Source organism: Caulobacter sp. HJHS_5 (assembly GCF_056683955.1).
Genome location: NZ_JBWZNC010000002.1, coordinates 472,604 through 490,287, shown reverse-complemented (window position 1 = coordinate 490,287; position 17,684 = coordinate 472,604). Strand labels below are relative to the sequence as shown.

The window sequence follows — 17,684 nt, the reverse complement described above, 5'->3', positions numbered from 1 at the left end:
CACAGACTCGCGCCTAAGCCTTAGAAGGCGCGCCATGACCGCGCCCAGCAAGACGATGGCCGAGAAGGCCAAGGACTACGGCCTCAAGCCGGAGGAATACGACCTCATCCTCAAGCGGCTGGGCCGCGAGCCGAACGACGTCGAGCTCGGCGTCTTCTCGGTGATGTGGAGCGAGCACTGCTCCTACAAATCCTCGCGCATGCACCTGCGCAAGTTCCCAGTCACCGGGCCCAAGGTGATCTGCGGCCCCGGCGAGAACGCCGGCGTGATCGACATCGGCGACGGCCAGGCCTGTATCTTCAAGATGGAGAGCCACAACCACCCGAGCTTCATCGAGCCCTACCAGGGCGCGGCGACCGGCGTCGGCGGCATCATGCGCGACGTGTTCACCATGGGCGCCCGCCCGGTGGCCCTGCTCAACGCCCTGCGCTTTGGCGATCCGTCACACCCGAAGACCAAGCGCCTGGTCTCCGGCGTGGTCTCCGGCATCGGCGGCTACGGCAACTGCGTGGGCGTTCCCACCGTGGCGGGCGAGACCAACTTCCACCGCGGCTACGACGGCAACATCCTGGTCAACGCCATGTGCGTGGGCCTGGCCGACGCCGACAAGATCTTCTACTCGGCCGCCCCGGCCGCCGGCCTGACGGTGGTCTACTTCGGCTCGAAGACCGGACGCGACGGCATCCACGGCGCGACCATGGCCAGCGCCGAGTTCGACGACGCCTCCGACGAGAAGCGCCCGACGGTGCAGGTCGGCGACCCCTTCGCCGAGAAGCTGCTGATCGAAGCCACCCTGGAGCTGATGGCCACCGGCGCCGTCGCCGCCATCCAGGACATGGGCGCGGCGGGCCTCACCTCCTCGTCGGTCGAAATGGCCGGCAAGGGCGGCGTCGGCATCGAACTCGACCTCGACGCCGTGCCGCAGCGCGAAACCGGCATGACCGCCTATGAGATGATGCTGTCGGAAAGCCAGGAGCGCATGCTGGCGATCCTGAAGCCGGGCCGTGAGAAGGACGGCCACGCCATTTTCGAGAAGTGGGGCCTCGACGCCGCCATCATCGGCGTGACCACCGACACCGGCCGCATCGTGCTGAAGCACAAGGGCGAGGTGGTCTGCGACCTGCCGCTGGCCCCGCTCAGCGACGACGCCCCGCTCTACGACCGCCCGTGGGTCGAACCCCATGCCGAGCCGCGCCTCGACCCGGCCGAAATCCCCGCCCCGGCCGACTGGCAGGCGGCGGTGCTGCAGGTGATGGGCTGCCCCGACATGGCCTCCAAGCGTTGGCTCTGGGAGCAGTACGACCGCCATGTCATGGCCGACACCCTGGAGGACAGCGCCACCGGCGCCGACGCCGGCGTGGTCCGCGTCTTTGAGACCGACAAGGCCCTGGCCGTCACCAGCGACTGCACCCCGCGCTACGTCCAGAACGGCGCCTACGAAGGCGGCAAGCAGGCCGTCGCCGAGGCCTGGCGCAACCTGACGGCCGTGGGCTCGACCCCCATCGCCATCACCGACAATCTGAACTTCGGCAATCCGGAACGCCCGGAGATCATGGGTCAGATCGTCCGCGCCATCGACGGCATGGCCGAGGCCTGCCGCGCGCTCGACTTCCCCGTCGTGAGCGGCAACGTCAGCCTCTACAACGAGACCGCCGGGGTCGCGATCCCGCCGACCCCGACCGTCGGCGCCGTCGGCCTGCTGGACAACTACGACCTGCGCATGAGCTTCTCCGGCGCCGTCGAGGGCGACGACCTGGTGCTGATCGGCGTCACCCATGGCGAACTGGGCGCCTCGATCTATCTGCGTGAGCTGTTTGGCCGCGAGGACGGCGCCCCGCCCCCGGTCGACCTGGCGATCGAGCGCCGGAACGGCGACTTCGTGCGCGGCCTGATCGCCTCGGGCCTCGTCGGCGCGGTGCACGACCTGTCGGACGGCGGCCTCGTGGCCGCGGCGGCCGAGATGGCCCTGGCCTCGGGCGTCGGGATCACCGTCAACGCCAGCAGCGAAGCCCACGCCCACCCCTACCTGTTCGGCGAAGACCAAGCCCGCTACCTGGTGGCGACGCCGGACGCCGACGCCCTGATCGAAGCCGCCAAGAACGCCGGCGTCCCGGCCAACCATGCCGGCAAGGTCGGCGGCGCCGCCTTCGCTTCGCCGGGCCTGTTTGAGATTCCGCTGGCCACGCTGCGCGACGCCAACGAGGCCTGGCTGCCAGCCTATATGGAAGGCTGACCGATGCGCTGGAGTTGGGCTGCAGTCGTCGCTCTGTTCTTCGTTCAGAGCGTGTCGGCCCGCGCTGGTGACGTGGAATGCCTCTTCAACCTGCCGCCGTCGCCCAGTGTCAATCAACTCGCCGTCGCCTATAAGCAGGGTGGCGTTCCAGCCGTGACGGCGGTCAAGGACGGGGTCGGCTACCCGGCCGTTCTAAGTTGCGCAAAAGCCCCTCCGCCAGAACAACTGCAAGAGTTCGGCCGCCTGATCGGCCGTGCAGTGGCCAGTTACAAACTTGAACTTGCGACCGCGCGAGTGCTCGCGGAAAGGGGCGTAACCCAGGCTCGTCTTGACGAGGGCATGGCGCTGTACCGCCCGGATGGCCTCAGGGGCGTAAGGCTCGCAGAAACATCGCCAACTCCGTCTAGTGAAGCTCGGCAGGCGATCGAAGCGGCCCTGAGGCGTGCCGCGACCGCTCTTCCGCCAGCGGCCGTCGAAGACGTGGTTTATGCGAACTACTTCTTTGCGAGAGCCAGCCGCGAGTACTTCGCGACGCGGTTCTGACACTGCGCTGGTGAAAGGCCAACCGGCTGGCCTCAGCGCGCCGGAAAGCCGTCCATCGCCGCGTCGAGCGCCCGCACCGCGGCGATGACCGTGCGGGTCGCCCGCACGTAGAAGTCCTGCGGGATGGTGGCGAAGTCGTCGCTCGGCTTGTGGTACTCGGGATGGTCCTCCACCCCGAAATAGACCCACGGCACGCCCTTCTCGGCGAAGGCGTAGTGGTCCGACTGGTTGGTCCAGTTGTTCTCCTTGCCGTCGGCGTCGGTGTCGTGCCCGAGCTTCAGGGTAACCGGCGCGGCCTTGGCCAACGCCTCCAGCGTTGGACGCAGGAACGGCTGCGGTGAGGCCCCACTCACGTAGAGCTCGTTCCGGCCGTTCTTGCTGAGCATGTCGAAGTTCACGTTGAGCCCTATGGTGGCCAACGGGACTGGCGGTCTCGCCACGAAGGCGCGGGCGCCGCGTAGGCCGCCCTCCTCGCCATCCAGCAGGGCGAGGATCACCGTGTGCTTCGGCCGCTCGGCCTTGAGCGCCGCCGCCAGGGCCAGGACGGCGCCCACGCCCGAGGCGTTGTCGTCGGCGCCGTTGTAGATCTCGCCATTGCGCACCCCGAGATGGTCGTAATGCGCGCTGACCACCATGACCTTGCCGCCGGGCGCGGCGCCCTCCACACGAGCGATCAGGTTGACGCCGCGCACGGTGCGGTTGTCGCGCATCAGGGTGTCGAACGGCTGCTCGGTCACCGTCAGGCCCATCCCCTCGAGGCGTTCGATCAGATAGGCCCTCGCCTTGGCGCCGCCGGGCGAGCCGATCAGGCGGCCCTGCATGTCGTCGGCCGACAGCACGCGGACGTCGTTCAGCAGCGGCTTGGGATCGACCACGTCGGCCGCATGGGCGGCGGTGGTCAGCAGGGCGAGGAGGGCCGAAAACAGGAGTCGACGAGGGGTCATCCCGCTGCATACGCCGACCGCCGGTGAGGCGGAAGCGGATCGCTGGGCGGCCCGGCGCGTTCCCGAGGCTTGCCCACCATGGAGGCCCGCATGCGCGTTAGACCCTTCCTTTGGTACACCGACCAGGCCGAGGAGGCGGCGCGGTTCTACGCCTCCGTCGTGCCGAACTCCCGCGTCGGCGACGTCACCGTCATGCCGGGCGAGAGCCCGAGCGGGCCGGAAGGCTCGGTGAAGGTCGTGGAATTCACCTTGGCGGGCCAGGAGATGCGGGCGATGTCGGCCGGCAAACTCGATCCTTTCAACCACGCCGTCTCCTTCGAGATCGAGTGCGACACCCAGGACGAGGTCGACCGGCTGTGGGACGGCCTGATGGAAGGCGGCGGCGAGCCCGAGGAATGCGGCTGGCTGAAGGACCGCTATGGCCTGCGTTGGCAGATCACGCCGCGCATGCTCAACGACGCCATGAAATCGCCCGACCGCGAGGCGGCGCGTCGCGCGACGCAGGCGATGCTGAAAATGACCAAGCTCGACATCGCCGCCCTGCAGAAAGCGTTCGACGGCGAGTGAGCCTTCTCGGCCGCCCACGCTTCGATGATGCGGGTCAGGCGATCTGCTCCCGCCGACATTGTTCCGGAGCCTTGTCCGGCCGCCAGCGGAGCAGTTTCGTTCCGTGCCGAAAACGCCCACCGCTGACGTGGTCGAACGAAACCTCGACGACGAGCTCCGGTCGCAGCGGGACCCATTGGCTGGAACGCTCATCCGACCACCGGCTCGGTCCGCCCGGCGCATCTCCGGTGAAGCCGGGCTCGCCGCGCAGCGCTTCGAGCTGCTTCGTGAGGGCCGGCTTGTCGGCCGCGGCGATGGCGGAGGTGAAGCCGACATGGTCGAGGCGACCGGCGTGATCGTATAGGCCGAGCAGCAGAGAGCCGACGAGGTCGCTCTCAGCGCCGTAGCGGAAGCCACCCACCACGCAGTCGGCGGTGCGGATGCGCTTGACCTTGACCATGGCCCGTTCGCCCTCGCGATAAGGCTCGTCGAGCCGCTTGGCGATCACGCCCTCGAGCTTGCCGCCCTTGAGCCAGTCCTGGGCCTCGGCGACATCGTCCGTGCCCTCGGTGAGGAACAACTGGGCGTCGCCATGACGGCGAACGAAGGCGGCGACGGCCTTACGCCGCTTGCGCAGCGGCTCGCCGCGCAGGTCCTGCCCGCAGGGCGCGGTCAGCATGTCGAACAGCGCCAGGCGCGCGGGCGTCTCGACCGAGAGCTTGCGGATGCGGCTTTCGGCCGGGTGAAGCCGCATCTGCAGGGCTTCGAAGCTGTAGCCCTCGCCGATGGGGATCAGGAGCTCACCGTCGAGGGCGAAGCCGTCTTCGGGAATGGCGGCGATGCGGGCGACGACTTCGGGGAAGTAGCGGCCAAGCGGCTTGCCGGACTTGGCCTGCAGGGCGACCTGATCACCTTGCTTGAACACGAGGCAGCGGAAGCCATCCCACTTCGGCTCGTACCACCAGCCCTCTCCCGCCGGCAGCTGTGACGCCGAGCGGGCTTCCATGGGAACGGCTGAGAGGGGGATGGGCATCGGCGATTCAAAACGGGGCGGACCTTGCGGTTCCGCCCCGTTCGAAATCACCGATAGAGGTTTGGCTCTACTTGCCGGCCAGCGCCGCCTGGGCCGCGGCGAGGCGGGCGATCGGGACGCGGAAGGGCGAGCAGGACACATAGTCCAGGCCGACCTTTTCGCAGAACGCGATGGACGCCGGATCGCCGCCGTGTTCGCCGCAGATGCCGAGCTTGAGGCCCGGGGTGACGGCGCGACCGCGCTCGGCCGCCAGGCGGACGAGGTCGCCGACGCCATCCTGGTCGAGGGTGACGAAGGGATCCTTTTCGAAGACGCCCTTGGCGATGTAGGCGCCGAGGAACTTGCCGGCGTCGTCGCGGCTGATGCCGAAGGTGGTCTGGGTCAGGTCGTTCGTGCCGAACGAGAAGAACTCGGCGCCGACCTCCGCCAGGTCCGCGGCGCGCAGGGCGGCGCGGGGCAGTTCGATCATGGTGCCGACCATGTAGTCGACCTTGACGCCCTGCTCGGCGAGCACGGCCTGGGCGGTGTCGTCGGTCAGCTTCTTGAGGAAGGCCATCTCCTCGCCCTTGGCGACCAGCGGGTGCATGATCTCGGGCACCGGGGCGGCCTTGCCCGACTTGGCGATCTCGCAGGCGGCTTCCATGATCGCTCGCACCTGCATCTCGTAGATCTCCGGATAGGAGACGCCGAGACGGCAGCCGCGATGGCCGAGCATCGGGTTGACCTCGTGCAGGTCGCGCGCGCGCTGCATCAGTTTGGCGGCGTCGAGGCCGGTGGCGGCGGCCACGGCGCGGACATCTTCCTCCGTGTGCGGCAGGAACTCGTGCAGCGGCGGATCGAGCAGGCGGATGGTGACCGGCAGGCCTTCCATGATGGTGAAGAGCTCGACGAAGTCGGCCTTCTGGAAGGGGGCGATCTTCGACAGGGCCTTGCGACGGCCGGCTTCGTCATCGGCGAGGATCATCTCGCGCACGGCGGCGATGCGGTCTTCGTCGAAGAACATGTGCTCGGTGCGGCAAAGGCCGACGCCCTCGGCGCCGAACTGGCGGGCGGTGCGGGCGTCGAGCGGGGTTTCGGCGTTGGCGCGCACTTTCATGCGGCGGGCGCCGTCGGCCCATTCCATCAACTGGGCGAAGTCGCCGGTCAGCTCCGGCTCGATCATCTTCGGCGAGCCGAACAGGATTTCGCCCTTCGAGCCGTCGATGGTGATGACGTCGCCGGCGCGGAAGACGCGGCCGCGAGCGCGGAAGCTGCCGTCGCGCGGGCTGATCTGGATTTCGCCGGCGCCGGAAACGCAGGGGCGGCCCATGCCGCGGGCGACCACGGCGGCGTGGCTGGTCATGCCGCCACGGGCCGTGACGACGCCGCGGGCGGCGTGCATGCCGTGGATGTCTTCCGGGCTGGTCTCGTCGCGGACCAGGATCACCGCCTCGCCGGCGGCGCCCAGGCGCTCGGCTTCGTCGGAGTCGAACACGACCTTGCCGGTGGCGGCGCCGGGTGAGGCCGGCAGGCCGACGGCGACGACGTCGCGTTCGGCGGTGGGGTCGATCGTCGGGTGCAGCAACTGGTCGAGCGACGAGGGTTCCACGCGGCCGATGGCTTCGGCCTTGGAGATGACCCCCTCGGCCGCCATGTCGACGGCGATCTTCAGCGCGGCCTTGGCGGTGCGCTTGCCGTTGCGGGTCTGCAGCATCCAGAGACGGCCGCGCTCGACCGTGAACTCGATGTCCTGCATGTCGCGATAGTGGCGCTCGAGCTTTTCGACCACCGCCTTGAACTGGCCGAACACCTCCGGCATCGCCTCTTCCATCGAGGGGGCGACATCGCCCATCTCCTCGCGGGCCGCCTTGGTCAGCGACTGCGGCGTACGGATGCCGGCCACCACGTCCTCGCCCTGGGCGTTGATCAGGAACTCGCCATAGAGGCGGGCGTCGCCGGTCGAGGGGTTGCGGGTGAAGGCCACGCCCGTGGCCGAGGTGTCGCCCATGTTGCCGAACACCATCGACTGCACGTTGACGGCCGTACCCCAGCTCTCGGGGATGTCGTGCATGCGGCGGTAGAACTTGGCCCGGTCGTTCATCCAGCTGGCGAACACGGCGCCGATGGCGCCCCACAGCTGCTCCTGCGGGTCCTGCGGGAAGGGCTTGCCCAGCGCCTCCTGCACGGCGGCCTTGTAGTCGGCGATGACCTTGATCCAGTCGTCGGCGGTCAGGTCGGTGTCGACTCGCGCTTCGAGGCGATCCTTCCAGTCGTCGAGGATCTCCTCGAAGGTGTGATGCTCCAGGCCCAGCACCACGTTGGAGTACATGGTGATGAAGCGGCGATAGCTGTCGAAGGCGAAGCGACGGTCGCCGGCCAGCTCGGCCAGGCCCTCGGCGGTCGCGTCGTTGAGGCCGAGGTTCAGCACGGTGTCCATCATGCCCGGCATCGAGGCGCGGGCGCCCGAGCGAACCGAGACCAGCAGCGGGTTCTTCGGATCGCCGAACGTCTTGCCTACGGCCTCCTCGACCTTCTTCAGGCCGGCGTCGACCTGGGCCTTCAGCTCGGCCGGGTACTGTTTGCCGTTCGAGTAGTAGTGGACGCAGGCTTCGGTGGTGATGGTCAGGCCCGGAGGCACCGGCAGGCCCAGCGACGCCATTTCCGCCAGGTTGGCGCCCTTGCCGCCGAGCAGGTTCTTCATGGACGCATCGCCGTCCGAACCGCCCGCTCCGAAACCATAGACCCACTTCGTCCGGGTCAGGGTGTCAGCAACCGCCATATCGAAGCTCCCTTTGATCGCCCCACGCCCGGCGAACTGTATACAGACGCCGTTATATTGCAGCGCAGCGAGGCCGCCTAGCCGTTAAACCGTCACAAGCGAAAAGTCAGCCACACGACCCATCGCTTCTCTCACCAAACGCAAGAGCCTCAATCGGTTGTCTCGTTCCGACGCAACATCCGAATTGACCAGCACCTTGTCGAAGAAAGCATCCACCGGAGACCGCAACGCAGCAAGCGCGGTCATGGCGGCCACGAAATCTTCTTTCGCCAGGGCGTCATCAAGTTTCGGGCCAAGCGCGGCCAGGGCGTCGTGGAGCGCGCCCTCCTCCGCCGGCGCGGCGACATGCACCGGCGCGCCCTCGGGCAGCGGGCCCTTCTTTTCCTCGGCCTTGAGGATGTTGGAAGCGCGGCGATAGCCGGCCAGCAGATTCGCCCCGTCCTCGGTCTTGAGGAAGGCGTCGAGCGCCTCGACCCGGGCGACGATGCGCACGAGGTCGTCATCGCCGAGGGCGAAGACGGCGTCCACAAGATCGTGACGCTTGCCTTGGTCGCGCAGGACCACCTTCAGACGATCGGCGAAGAACTCGCTCAGTTCAGGACGGACCGGAAGGCGCAGGCCGTTCTCGAGAATGATCCGGATCACGCCCAGCGCCGCGCGGCGCAGGGCGAACGGGTCCTTCGATCCGGTCGGCTTCTCGTCGATGGCGAAGAAGCCGACGAGGGTGTCGAGCTTGTCGGCCAGGGCGACGGCGATGGAGACCGGGGCGGTCGGGACGGCGTCGCCGGGGCCTTGCGGGCGGTAATGGTCCTGGATGGCGGCGGCGATCTCGGCGTCGACGCCGGCGGCGCGGGCGTAATAGCCGCCCATCAGGCCCTGCAGTTCCGGGAACTCGCCGACCATCTCGCTGGTCAGGTCGGCCTTGGCCAGCCGCGCGGCCTCAGCCGCCTTGGCCGGGTCGGCGCCGACCAGAGGGGCGATTTCCTTGGCCAGGGCGACGATGCGCTCGACGCGCTCGGCCATGGCGCCAAGCTTGGCGTGGAAGGTGACGCCTTCCAGCTTCTTCAGCCAGGGCTCGAAGCCGACCTTGATGTCCTCGTCCCAGAAGAAGCGGGCGTCGGAGAGGCGGGACGACAGCACCTTGGCGTTGCCGCGGGCGATCTCCTGGCCGCCGTCGGGCGCCTCGATATTGGCGACCACGAGGAAGTGGGGCGCGAGGCCGTTCTCGCCCGGCTTGCGGACGGCGAAATACTTCTGGTGCGTGCGCATGGAGGTGCGGATCACCTCCGGCGGCAGGTCGAGGAAGGCCGGATCCATGTCGCCGAGGATCGGGGTCGGCCATTCGGCGAGGCCGGCGACTTCCTCAAGAAGCCCCTCGTCCTCGACCAGTTCGAGGTTGCGGGCGAAGCAGAGCGTGCGGGCGCCTTCGAGGATGCGGGCCTTCCGCTCCTCAACGTCGAGGACGACGTAGTGGCCGGCAAGGGCCTCACGGTACTCGTCGAAGTCGCGGGCGCGGAACACTTCCCGTTGGCCCATGAAGCGGTGGCCTTCGGTAAGGTCGGCGCTTTCGATGCCGTCGATGCTGACCGGCACGATCTCGCGGTCAAAGACGCAGAGGATGCGCTTCAGGGGGCGAACCCAGCGCAGCGTGCCCGTTCCCCACTTCATCGACTTCGGCCAGGGGAAGCCCCGGACGATGGCCTCGACCATCTCAGCGACGATCTCGGCCGTCGGGCGACCGGCCTTGTGCACGTGGGCGAACCACACGCCGTCACGCTCGGTCAGCTGGTCCTGGGTCAGGCCGGCCTTGCGCAGGAAGCCTTCCATGGCCTGGGGCGGCGAGCCGACGCGGGGGCCTTTCAGCTCCTCATGGCGATCCTTCTGGGCGACCGGCAGCCCCTCGGCGATGAGGGTGAGGCGGCGCGGGCCGGCGAAGGCCTTGAGCCCCTCGGGCAGCAGGCCGGCCTCGGCCAGGCGCTCGCGCGCCATGCGTTCGAAGTCCTTCGCCGCCTGCGTCTGCATGCGGGCGGGGATTTCCTCGGAGAACAGTTCGACAAGAAGCTGGGGCATCAGTGATTGGCCCCTTGGGACTCGACCCAGGCGGTGGCGCAGGCCTTACAGAGATCGCGGATGCGGCCGATGTAGCTGGCGCGCTCGGCCACGGCGATGGCGCCGCGGGCGTTCATCAGGTTGAACAGGTGGCTGGCCTTGAGGACCATGTCGTAGGCTGGCAGCACCAGGGAGCGGCCCTCGTAGGACTGGGCCAGCATCTCGGGCACGCGGGCTTCCATATCCTCGAACTGACGCTTGAGGGTGGCCACGTCGTAGCCGTGGAAGTTGGCCTGGCTGAACTGGCGCTCGTTCTCGAGGAACACGTCGCCGTAGCTGGCCGCGCCCAGCGGGCTGTCCGGATCGTTGAACGGCAGGTCGTAGACGTTGTCGACGCCGAACACGTACATCGCCAGGCGTTCGAGGCCGTAGGTCAGCTCGCCGGCGACGGGGCTGACGTCGAGGCCGCCGACCTGCTGGAAGTAGGTGTATTGCGACACCTCCATGCCGTCGCACCAGACCTCCCATCCGAGGCCCCACGCGCCGACCGTGGGGTTTTCCCAGTCGTCCTCAACGAAGCGGATATCGTGCAGCGACAGGTCGAGGCCGATGGCTTGCAGCGAGCCGAGGTAGAGGTCCTGCATGTCCTCCGGGTTCGGCTTCAGGATCACCTGGTACTGGTAGTAGTGCTGCAGGCGGTTGGGGTTGTCGCCGTAGCGGCCGTCGCTGGGGCGGCGCGAGGGCTGCACATAGGCGGCGTTCCATGGCTTGGGCCCGAGGGCGCGCAGCACGGTGGCCGGATGCAGGGTGCCGGCCCCCACCTGCTCGTCATGCGGCTGCAGGATGAGGCAGCCGCGGCTGCTCCAGTACTCGTGCAGGGTGAGGATCAGACCCTGGAAGGACTTGGGCTTTTGAAGCGATTTGGCGGCGGAAGCCATGCGCGGATGCGGTCTCGAAGCGGCTCTGGGGTCGCCCAGAAAAAAGTCGGCGGACCATAGGGCCCGCCGACTCCAGCTTCAAGCAAACTGCCTGGGTTTATGCAGGCGAGTGCGACTTATTGAGCGGCCGCGCCGGGCGCCGGGGTGTTGACCGGGGCGGTCGACTGCGGGGCGCCGGTCGGAGCCACGGCCGAGGTCGGAGCCGCCGTGCCGGTGGCTGCCGAGGCCGTCGCCGCCGAGGCCGTGGCCGCTGAGGCCAGTTGCGGCACGTCGCTAGGGATCAACACCTTGTCGATGACATGCAGGGTGCCGTTGGTGGCGCGCACGTCGGCTTGGGTGATGGTGGCGCCATCGACCAGCAGCGCGTCGCCCGAGCCGTCGAGCTGGACTTCAGCGCCCTCAACGGTCTTCACGCCGCCCTTGGCGCCCTTGATCTTGGTGGAATCTACCGGGGCGTTGATCACGTGATAGGTCAGAAGCTTCTGCAGAACCGGAGCGTTGTCGGTCTGCATCAGCATGTCGAGCGTGCCGGCCGGCAGAGTGTTGAACGCCGCGTCGGTGGGGGCGAACAACGTGAGGTTCGGGTTGCGCTGCAGAACAGCGGTCAGGTTGGCGGCGTCGAGCGCCTTCAGCAGGATGGTGAACTGGCCAGAGGCCTTGGCGGTGGCCACCAGATCGCCGGCGGCGACGACCGGCGGACCGGACGGAACAGCCGGAGCCGCGACCGGCGCCGGATCGGCGGCAGGCGGCGCGGCGGGTGCGGCGGGGGTTTGAGCAAAAGCGACGCCACCGACGAAACTCATGACGGCGGCGGTGGCGAACAGGCGTTTCAGCATCGATCTCTTTTCCTTTTTACAAGCAGAGGGGGTCGCGACCTGCGCCACGACCCCCGGAAGCTCTGGGTCCTCGACCGGATCCTCTTATCAGTTGCCCGCGGCGCGAGTCATCTTTCCGGCGCGGGACATGGGGTCGCCGTACTTGGCGCGGTTCTCCGCGGTGTCCGGCACCGGGCCATTGGTCAGGGTCGTGACGGTGACCGAACCGGCGACGGGGGTGGCGCTGCTGCTGACGGTGGTCGAGGCGTCGGCGCCCATGGCCGAGGCGGAGGGCGCGGCCGGGGTTTCCGAAGCCATCGGGGCCATCGGCGCGGCGCTGCGATCTTCGGCGGCGGGAGCCGTGGCGGCGGGCGGATTCACGGCGGTGTCGGCCGACGGGGCCGGCGGCGGGGTCATGGCGTCCTGGGCGTGGGCGGCGGCGGCGCCCAGGGTCACGGCGGCTACGGCGCCGAGAATGATGCGGGTGGGGGTCATGGCGGTCCTCAAGGGCTTTTCCGGGTTGGCGGGCGCGGATCGGCGTCCGTACGGAGGCCCTCCGAGTACGCGCCACCGGCGCCCGAGGTTGCCCAGGATCACGACTTCGTGAAGCTAATCTCGGGTTACTTTCCGAGGAACACGACCCCGGCGCCGAGGGCGATGAGGCCGAAGCCGAGGAGAGTCGAAACCTTGACCGGCTCGCCCAGGTAGGTGGCCGAGAAGACGGCGAAGACGGTGAGGGTGATGACTTCCTGGATCGTCTTGAGCTGAGCCGGGGAATAGACGCTCGCCCCGATGCGGTTGCCCGGCACGGCCAGGGCGTATTCCGGCAAGGCGATCAGCCAGCTGATCAGGATCACCGGAATCAGGGCCGCCGCGCGGTGCTTCAGGTGCCCGTACCAGGCGAAGGTCATGAACACGTTGGACGCCAGGAGCATCAGCACTGGCGCAAGCTTCGGCGATATGGGCCCCACGGCCGCCCTCCCCCAATCGAACGCTCCAGGCTAGCGCGGCCGCGGTCGCCCGGCCACGCCCGCTCGACGGCCGTTTCGCCCAAGATTTAGGCCGGCCGAGTACGAACTGACCGCTCTTTGTGCAGCCCCGCCTCAATCTTGAAGGATTCCTAAACGCCGCCCCCTGCCCCCACGTCCCCTGCCGATAGCTTGGCCAAGCGGTTGATCCCGGCGTGTCCGAGCCAGCCGCGCTCGGTGTGGATCGACCAACAAACGGGGACGCGGCCCTCGGGCCCGCGAGGAGCAGTCGAATGAAATTGATCGTTGCGATCGTCAAACCCTTCAAGCTCGACGAGGTGCGCGAAGCCCTCGTCGCGGCCGGGATCGAAGGCCTGACGGTTTCGGAAGTGAAGGGCTACGGCCGCCAGAAGGGCCAGACCGAAATCTACCGCGGCGCCGAGTACCAGGTGAACTTCGTGCCGAAGGTAAAGCTCGAGGCGGTGGTCGATGACGCCGCCGCCGCCAAGGCGGTCGAGGCGGTCAAGGCCGCGGCGGCCACCGGCAAGATCGGCGACGGCAAGATCTTCGTGCTGAGCGTCGAGGAAGCCGTGCGGATCCGCACCGGCGAAACCGGCGCCGCAGCGCTCTAACGACATCGGGGACAAGGGGATTTAGCTGATGAAACTCAACAAACTTACGGCCTTGTCGGGATTGGGAGCGCTCGCAGCGCTCGCCGCCCCGGTGCTGGCCTTCGCGCAGGACGCGGCGCCCACCATCACCGACGCGATGGATAAGGGCGACAACGCCTGGATGATGGTCTCGACCCTGCTGGTCCTGCTGATGATCCTGCCGGGCCTGGCGCTGTTCTACGGCGGCCTCGTGCGCACCAAGAACATGCTGTCGATGCTGATGCAGGTCGGCGCCGTGACGGTGATCGGCATGATCGCCTGGGTGCTGTGGGGCTACAGCTTCGCCTTCACCGACGGCGGCGCGGCCGACAGCTTCGTCGGCGGCTTCGGTCGTCTGTTCATGAACGGCGTGACCCCCGCCAGCATGGGCGCCACCTTCTCGACCGGCGTCGTCATTCCGGAACTGACCTTCATCTGCTTCCAGATGACCTTCGCCTGCATCACCGCGGCGCTGGTGCTGGGCGGCGTGGCCGAGCGGATGAAGTTCGGCGCCGTCTGCGTCTTCGCCGTGCTGTGGCCGGTGCTCTCCTACTACCCCCTCGCCCACATGGTCTGGTGGTGGTCGGGTCCGGACGCCGTGGCCCTGCACCCGAACGACCCGATCCAGTCGGGCCTGATCTGGAGCTTCGGCGCCCTCGACTTCGCCGGCGGCACCGTGGTGCACATCAACGCCGGTATCGCCGCCCTGGTCGGCGCCCTGATCCTCGGCAAGCGCACCGGCTACAAGACTGAAGCCATGCCGCCCCACTCGCTGACGCTGACGATGGTGGGCGCCGGTCTGCTGTGGGTGGGTTGGTTCGGCTTCAACGCCGGCTCGAACCTGGAAGCCAACGGCTACGCCTCGCTGGCCATGATCAACACCTTCGTCGCCACCGCCGCCGCCGGCTTCTCCTGGATGGCCGTGGAAATGTTCACCCACAAGAAGGCCTCGGCCCTGGGCCTGGCCTCGGGCATCGTGGCCGGCCTGGTGGCGGTCACCCCCGCCGCCGGCTTCGCCGGCCCGGTCGGTTCGATCGTCCTCGGCCTGCTGGTCAGCCCACTGTGCATCTTCTTCTGCACCGTGGTGAAGAACGCCCTGAAATACGACGACAGCCTGGACGCCTTCGGCATCCACTGCATCGGCGGCATCTTCGGCGCGATCATGACCGGCATCCTGGTGAACCCCGCCCTCGGCGGCGCCGGCATCGTGGACTACACGACCTGCGCCAAGGACGGCGACATCACCACCTGCGACAACGCGGTCTACAGCTTCGGCACGCAGGTGCTGGCGCAGCTGAAGGGCGTCTGCGTCACCATCCTGTGGTCGGCCATCGCCTCGGCCATCGTCTTCTACCTGATCAAGGTGCTGATGGGCCTGCGCGTCTCGAAGGAAACCGAGGAAGAAGGCCTGGACATCGTCGAACACGGCGAGCGCGCCTACCACATGTAAGCGTATCGGATCATTCGATCCTTGGGCGCGGGGGTTTCGATCTCCGCGCCCTTTTTTTTGTGTCAGCCGAGGCGCGCAGCGCGCACCCACCAGGCGGGGTGGGTTTGGGCCAGACGGGCGGCCAAACGCTCAGCGGCCGCGCGGTCCCCGCAGAGGGCGAAGCAGGTTGCGCCCGAGCCGGACATACGGACGAACAAGGCCTCGGGCTCGGCGGCGAGGATGGCGAGCGTCTCGCCGATCGCCGGCGTGAGGGCGACGGCCGGGGCTTCCAGATCGTTGCGGGCGCCGGCCAGCCATGCGGCCACCTCGGCGACGCTCGCGAAGGCTGCGGGGGCTTCGGCGCGACGATCGTCGCGCGGGGCGGCGTCGTAGGCGCGATAGACGGCGCCGGTCGGCGACGGGACGCCGGGATTGACCAGCACGGCGTCGAGCGTGGGGAGGCTGGGGGCCGGCGAGAGGCGCTCGCCCCTGCCCTCGGCGATCACCGGCCGCGCCCACAGGCACGCGGCGCCGTCCGCCCCCAGGGCAGCCGCCTGGGCTTCGAGCGCCGCGTCGTCGAGCGGCAGATCGAAGGCCTGGCGCAGCAGGCGAAGGGTCGCCCCCGCGTCGGCCGAGCCGCCGCCAAGACCGGCGGCGATGGGCAGTTGCTTGTCGAGCACCAGGCGGCCGGTGCGGCCTTCCGGCCAGACGACGCGGGCGGCGCGAACGACGAGATTGCCCTCGTCCATCGGCGTGAAACGGCTGAACGGACCTTCGGCGGCGAAGAAGACGGCGTCGGCCGGCTCCAGGCGCAGGCGGTCGCCGACGTCGGCGAAGACCATCAGGCTGGAGAGGGGATGGAAGCCGTCCGCCCCCGGCGGCCCGACGTGCAGATAGAGGTTCAGCTTCGCCGGAGCGAAGGTTTCGAGCCCGACGGCGGACACGATCGGCTCAGCGGCCGGCGACGGTGGGCCGTTGGGCCGGACCGCTGGGGCCGAGGCCATTCGCCAACTTGGCCTCGACATCGACCTTCTGCTTGGCGGTGGGCTCCAGGCTCAACACCCGGCGCCACTGGAACTCGGCCTCCGTGCGGCGGCCGACGCGCCAGTAGGCGTCGCCCAGGTGATCGTTGACGTCCGGGTCGGCGGGTTCGAGCTCGACCGCCTGCTCCAGCTTGGTGACGGCCGTCGCGTAGTCGCCGCGGCGGTAGTAGGCCCAGGCCAGGCTGTCGATCATCGCGCCCGAGCGTGGATTGGTCGCCAGGGCCTTTTCGATCATCTTCTGCGCCTCATCGAGGTGGTCGCCGCGATCGATCCACATGTAGCCGAGGTAGTTGAGCAGTTCCGGCTCGTTGGGCCGCAGCGCCAGGGCCGCGACCAGGTCCTTCTCGCCATCCGCCGTCCGTCCGGAGCGCTCCAGCGCGATGCCGCGCATGTAGAGCAGGCGCCAGTCACCGGCAGCGGGCTTTTCCGGGATGATCGGATTCAGCACGGCGGCGGATTCCGCGTAACGCTCGTTGGCGCGCAGGAGGTCGGCCAGGGTGGAGACGGCCAGGCGGTCGCGAGGCGCGGTCTTCAGGGTTTCCTCGGCGAGGCGGATGGCGGTCTCGCTGTCGTCGGCCGACTGATAGGTCCAGGCAAGCTTGGTGCGGGCCGAGATGTAGGACGGCGATTTGGCCGGGATGCGGGCGTAGGCCACGCGCGCGGCTTCCGGATCGTCGGCGCCGGCCAGCACGTCGCCGAGCAGGATCGAGGCTTCCTCGCGGGTGGGCTCGAGACGGAGGGCCAACTGCAGATAGGCCTGGGCGAGTTGTCCCTGGCGATCGGCCATGGCGCCCGCCGCGGCGGCGATAAGGGCGCGGGCGGCGCCCTGCTTCAGCGTCGGCGCGGGAGGGGCCGCCTTGCGGGCGGCGGCGCGGTCGCGGGCGAGGCGCACCTCAGTGTCGTTGGGGGCCTGGGCCAGCGCCGCGTCGTAGACCGCGAGGGCGTCGTTCCAGCGGCGGCGACGTTCGAGGAATCCGCCGTAGTCGAGTGGGAACAGCGGCGTGCCGAAGCCGGCGCTGATCACCGCCTTGTAATTCGTCTCAGCCTCGTCGTAGCGGCGCGCGCGCTCGTACATCTGGGCCTGACCCAGCTTGCCGAAGACCTCGAGAATGCGGTCGTTGCGCACGTCGCTGACGGCGACCGCGCCTTCGGAGTCACCGGCGGCGGCGGCCAGGAACGGGGTCAGCAAGGCGGCGGCGCGGCGCACCGGCGGGCCGAGCGGCTCGGCCAGCAGGGCGCGGCCGTCCTTGGGATGGTCGGTGGCCAAGGCTTCGACCGCGCGCACGAGGCGACCAAGCCGCTCGACGATCGGCGGCGCGTCGGGGTCCGTCGGCGCGAGGGCCGAGGCGCGGGTGATCTCCCCGGCCAGGACGGCGGTGGTGAAGGCCTGCTGGCGGATTTCGGAAGCGTCGGACCCCACCATGTCGGCGCGGCCGAAATAGGCGGAGGCCGTGTCGGCGCGGCCATCGTTGAGCGCCGCCTGCCCGGCGAGGAACAGGCCGAACGGGCTGCCCCCGGCGCGAGGCCCCTCGACGCCTTGGGTGGGACGCAGAACGAGCGCCGCGGTCTCGGCGGGCGGGGTGGCGGTGGCGCAGGCTCCCAGCATGAGCACGGGAGCGGCGAGCAACAGGGCTTTCAGAGCGCGCATGGCCAGCAAACTGGGCGCTTTCGCTGCGTGCGGCAAGAGCGCCCCAGCATGGACGCAGAACCGCCCGCCCCGGCGATGGCCGAAGCG

The 17,684-nt window shown here is 68.8% G+C and carries 14 protein-coding genes and 1 pseudogene; 5 read left to right on the top strand and 10 right to left on the bottom strand.

The features are described 5' to 3' along the window. Nucleotides 1-34 precede the first annotated feature (34 nt). Nucleotides 35-2,233, top strand: coding sequence for a phosphoribosylformylglycinamidine synthase subunit PurL (purL, locus tag ACFLIT_RS06035; protein ID WP_479910297.1), 2,199 nt, complete (start codon nucleotides 35-37; stop codon nucleotides 2,231-2,233). 3 nt (nucleotides 2,234-2,236) lie between these two features. Further along, the gene (locus ACFLIT_RS06030; protein WP_479910296.1) at nucleotides 2,237-2,776 is read left to right on the top strand and encodes a hypothetical protein; all 540 of its coding nucleotides are present in this window, start codon (nucleotides 2,237-2,239) and stop codon (nucleotides 2,774-2,776) included. A 32-nt stretch (nucleotides 2,777-2,808) separates the two neighbouring features. Here ACFLIT_RS06030 and ACFLIT_RS06025 read toward each other — a convergent pair whose 3' ends face one another. Then, the gene (locus ACFLIT_RS06025) at nucleotides 2,809-3,720 is read right to left on the bottom strand and encodes a M20/M25/M40 family metallo-hydrolase (RefSeq protein ID WP_479910295.1); all 912 of its coding nucleotides are present in this window, start codon (nucleotides 3,718-3,720) and stop codon (nucleotides 2,809-2,811) included. A 90-nt stretch (nucleotides 3,721-3,810) separates the two neighbouring features. Between ACFLIT_RS06025 and ACFLIT_RS06020 the strand changes: the two genes are divergently transcribed. Further along, entirely contained in the window at nucleotides 3,811-4,287 is a 477-nt protein-coding gene (locus ACFLIT_RS06020; protein ID WP_479910294.1) for a VOC family protein, read from the top strand. Nucleotides 4,288-4,321: 34 nt separating this feature from the next. Here ACFLIT_RS06020 and ACFLIT_RS06015 read toward each other — a convergent pair whose 3' ends face one another. The 7 genes from ACFLIT_RS06015 to ACFLIT_RS05985 all read right to left on the bottom strand — a co-directional run bounded on the left by ACFLIT_RS06015 (nucleotide 4,322) and on the right by ACFLIT_RS05985 (nucleotide 12,794). Beyond that, nucleotides 4,322-5,299: an ATP-dependent DNA ligase gene (locus tag ACFLIT_RS06015; protein ID WP_479910293.1), complete on the bottom strand. Its 978-nt coding sequence runs from the start codon at nucleotides 5,297-5,299 to the stop codon at nucleotides 4,322-4,324. Nucleotides 5,300-5,366: 67 nt separating this feature from the next. After that, complete coding sequence (gene ppdK, locus ACFLIT_RS06010; RefSeq protein WP_479910292.1) at nucleotides 5,367-8,057, bottom strand: pyruvate, phosphate dikinase; 2,691 nt, start codon at nucleotides 8,055-8,057, stop codon at nucleotides 5,367-5,369. Nucleotides 8,058-8,141: 84 nt separating this feature from the next. Then, complete coding sequence (gene glyS / locus ACFLIT_RS06005) at nucleotides 8,142-10,127, bottom strand: glycine--tRNA ligase subunit beta (RefSeq protein WP_479910291.1); 1,986 nt, start codon at nucleotides 10,125-10,127, stop codon at nucleotides 8,142-8,144. Continuing rightward, the gene (locus tag ACFLIT_RS06000; RefSeq protein WP_479910290.1) at nucleotides 10,127-11,044 is read right to left on the bottom strand and encodes a glycine--tRNA ligase subunit alpha; all 918 of its coding nucleotides are present in this window, start codon (nucleotides 11,042-11,044) and stop codon (nucleotides 10,127-10,129) included. Before ACFLIT_RS06000 ends, glyS begins: the two co-directional genes overlap by 1 nt. 116 nt (nucleotides 11,045-11,160) lie before the next feature. Then, on the bottom strand, nucleotides 11,161-11,880 hold the full coding sequence (locus ACFLIT_RS05995) for a fasciclin domain-containing protein (RefSeq protein ID WP_479910289.1): 720 nt from the start codon (nucleotides 11,878-11,880) through the stop codon (nucleotides 11,161-11,163). An 87-nt stretch (nucleotides 11,881-11,967) separates the two neighbouring features. Next, nucleotides 11,968-12,354, bottom strand: a complete 387-nt coding sequence (locus tag ACFLIT_RS05990; protein WP_479910288.1) for a hypothetical protein — start codon at nucleotides 12,352-12,354, stop codon at nucleotides 11,968-11,970. A 125-nt stretch (nucleotides 12,355-12,479) separates the two neighbouring features. Then, entirely contained in the window at nucleotides 12,480-12,794 is a 315-nt protein-coding gene (locus tag ACFLIT_RS05985; RefSeq protein WP_479910363.1) for a DMT family protein, read from the bottom strand. Between the two features lie 326 nt (nucleotides 12,795-13,120). Here ACFLIT_RS05985 and ACFLIT_RS05980 point away from each other — a divergent pair, with 326 nt between their 5' ends. Both ACFLIT_RS05980 and ACFLIT_RS05975 read left to right on the top strand, forming a co-directional pair. Beyond that, nucleotides 13,121-13,459 (top strand): P-II family nitrogen regulator, encoded by a 339-nt coding sequence (locus ACFLIT_RS05980; RefSeq protein WP_479910287.1) that lies wholly within the window; start codon nucleotides 13,121-13,123, stop codon nucleotides 13,457-13,459. A gap of 67 nt (nucleotides 13,460-13,526) precedes the next feature. Next, nucleotides 13,527-14,927, top strand: a pseudogene (locus ACFLIT_RS05975) (ammonium transporter); the annotation flags it as partial. Between the two features lie 62 nt (nucleotides 14,928-14,989). Here the strand turns inward: ACFLIT_RS05975 and ACFLIT_RS05970 are convergent. Further along, nucleotides 14,990-15,850 carry a 4-(cytidine 5'-diphospho)-2-C-methyl-D-erythritol kinase gene (locus tag ACFLIT_RS05970; RefSeq protein WP_479910286.1) on the bottom strand — a complete coding sequence of 287 codons (861 nt, stop codon included), beginning with the start codon at nucleotides 15,848-15,850 and terminating at the stop codon, nucleotides 14,990-14,992. Nucleotides 15,851-15,857: 7 nt separating this feature from the next. Then, nucleotides 15,858-17,597: a tetratricopeptide repeat protein gene (locus tag ACFLIT_RS05965; RefSeq protein ID WP_479910285.1), complete on the bottom strand. Its 1,740-nt coding sequence runs from the start codon at nucleotides 17,595-17,597 to the stop codon at nucleotides 15,858-15,860. Nucleotides 17,598-17,684 lie beyond the last annotated feature (87 nt).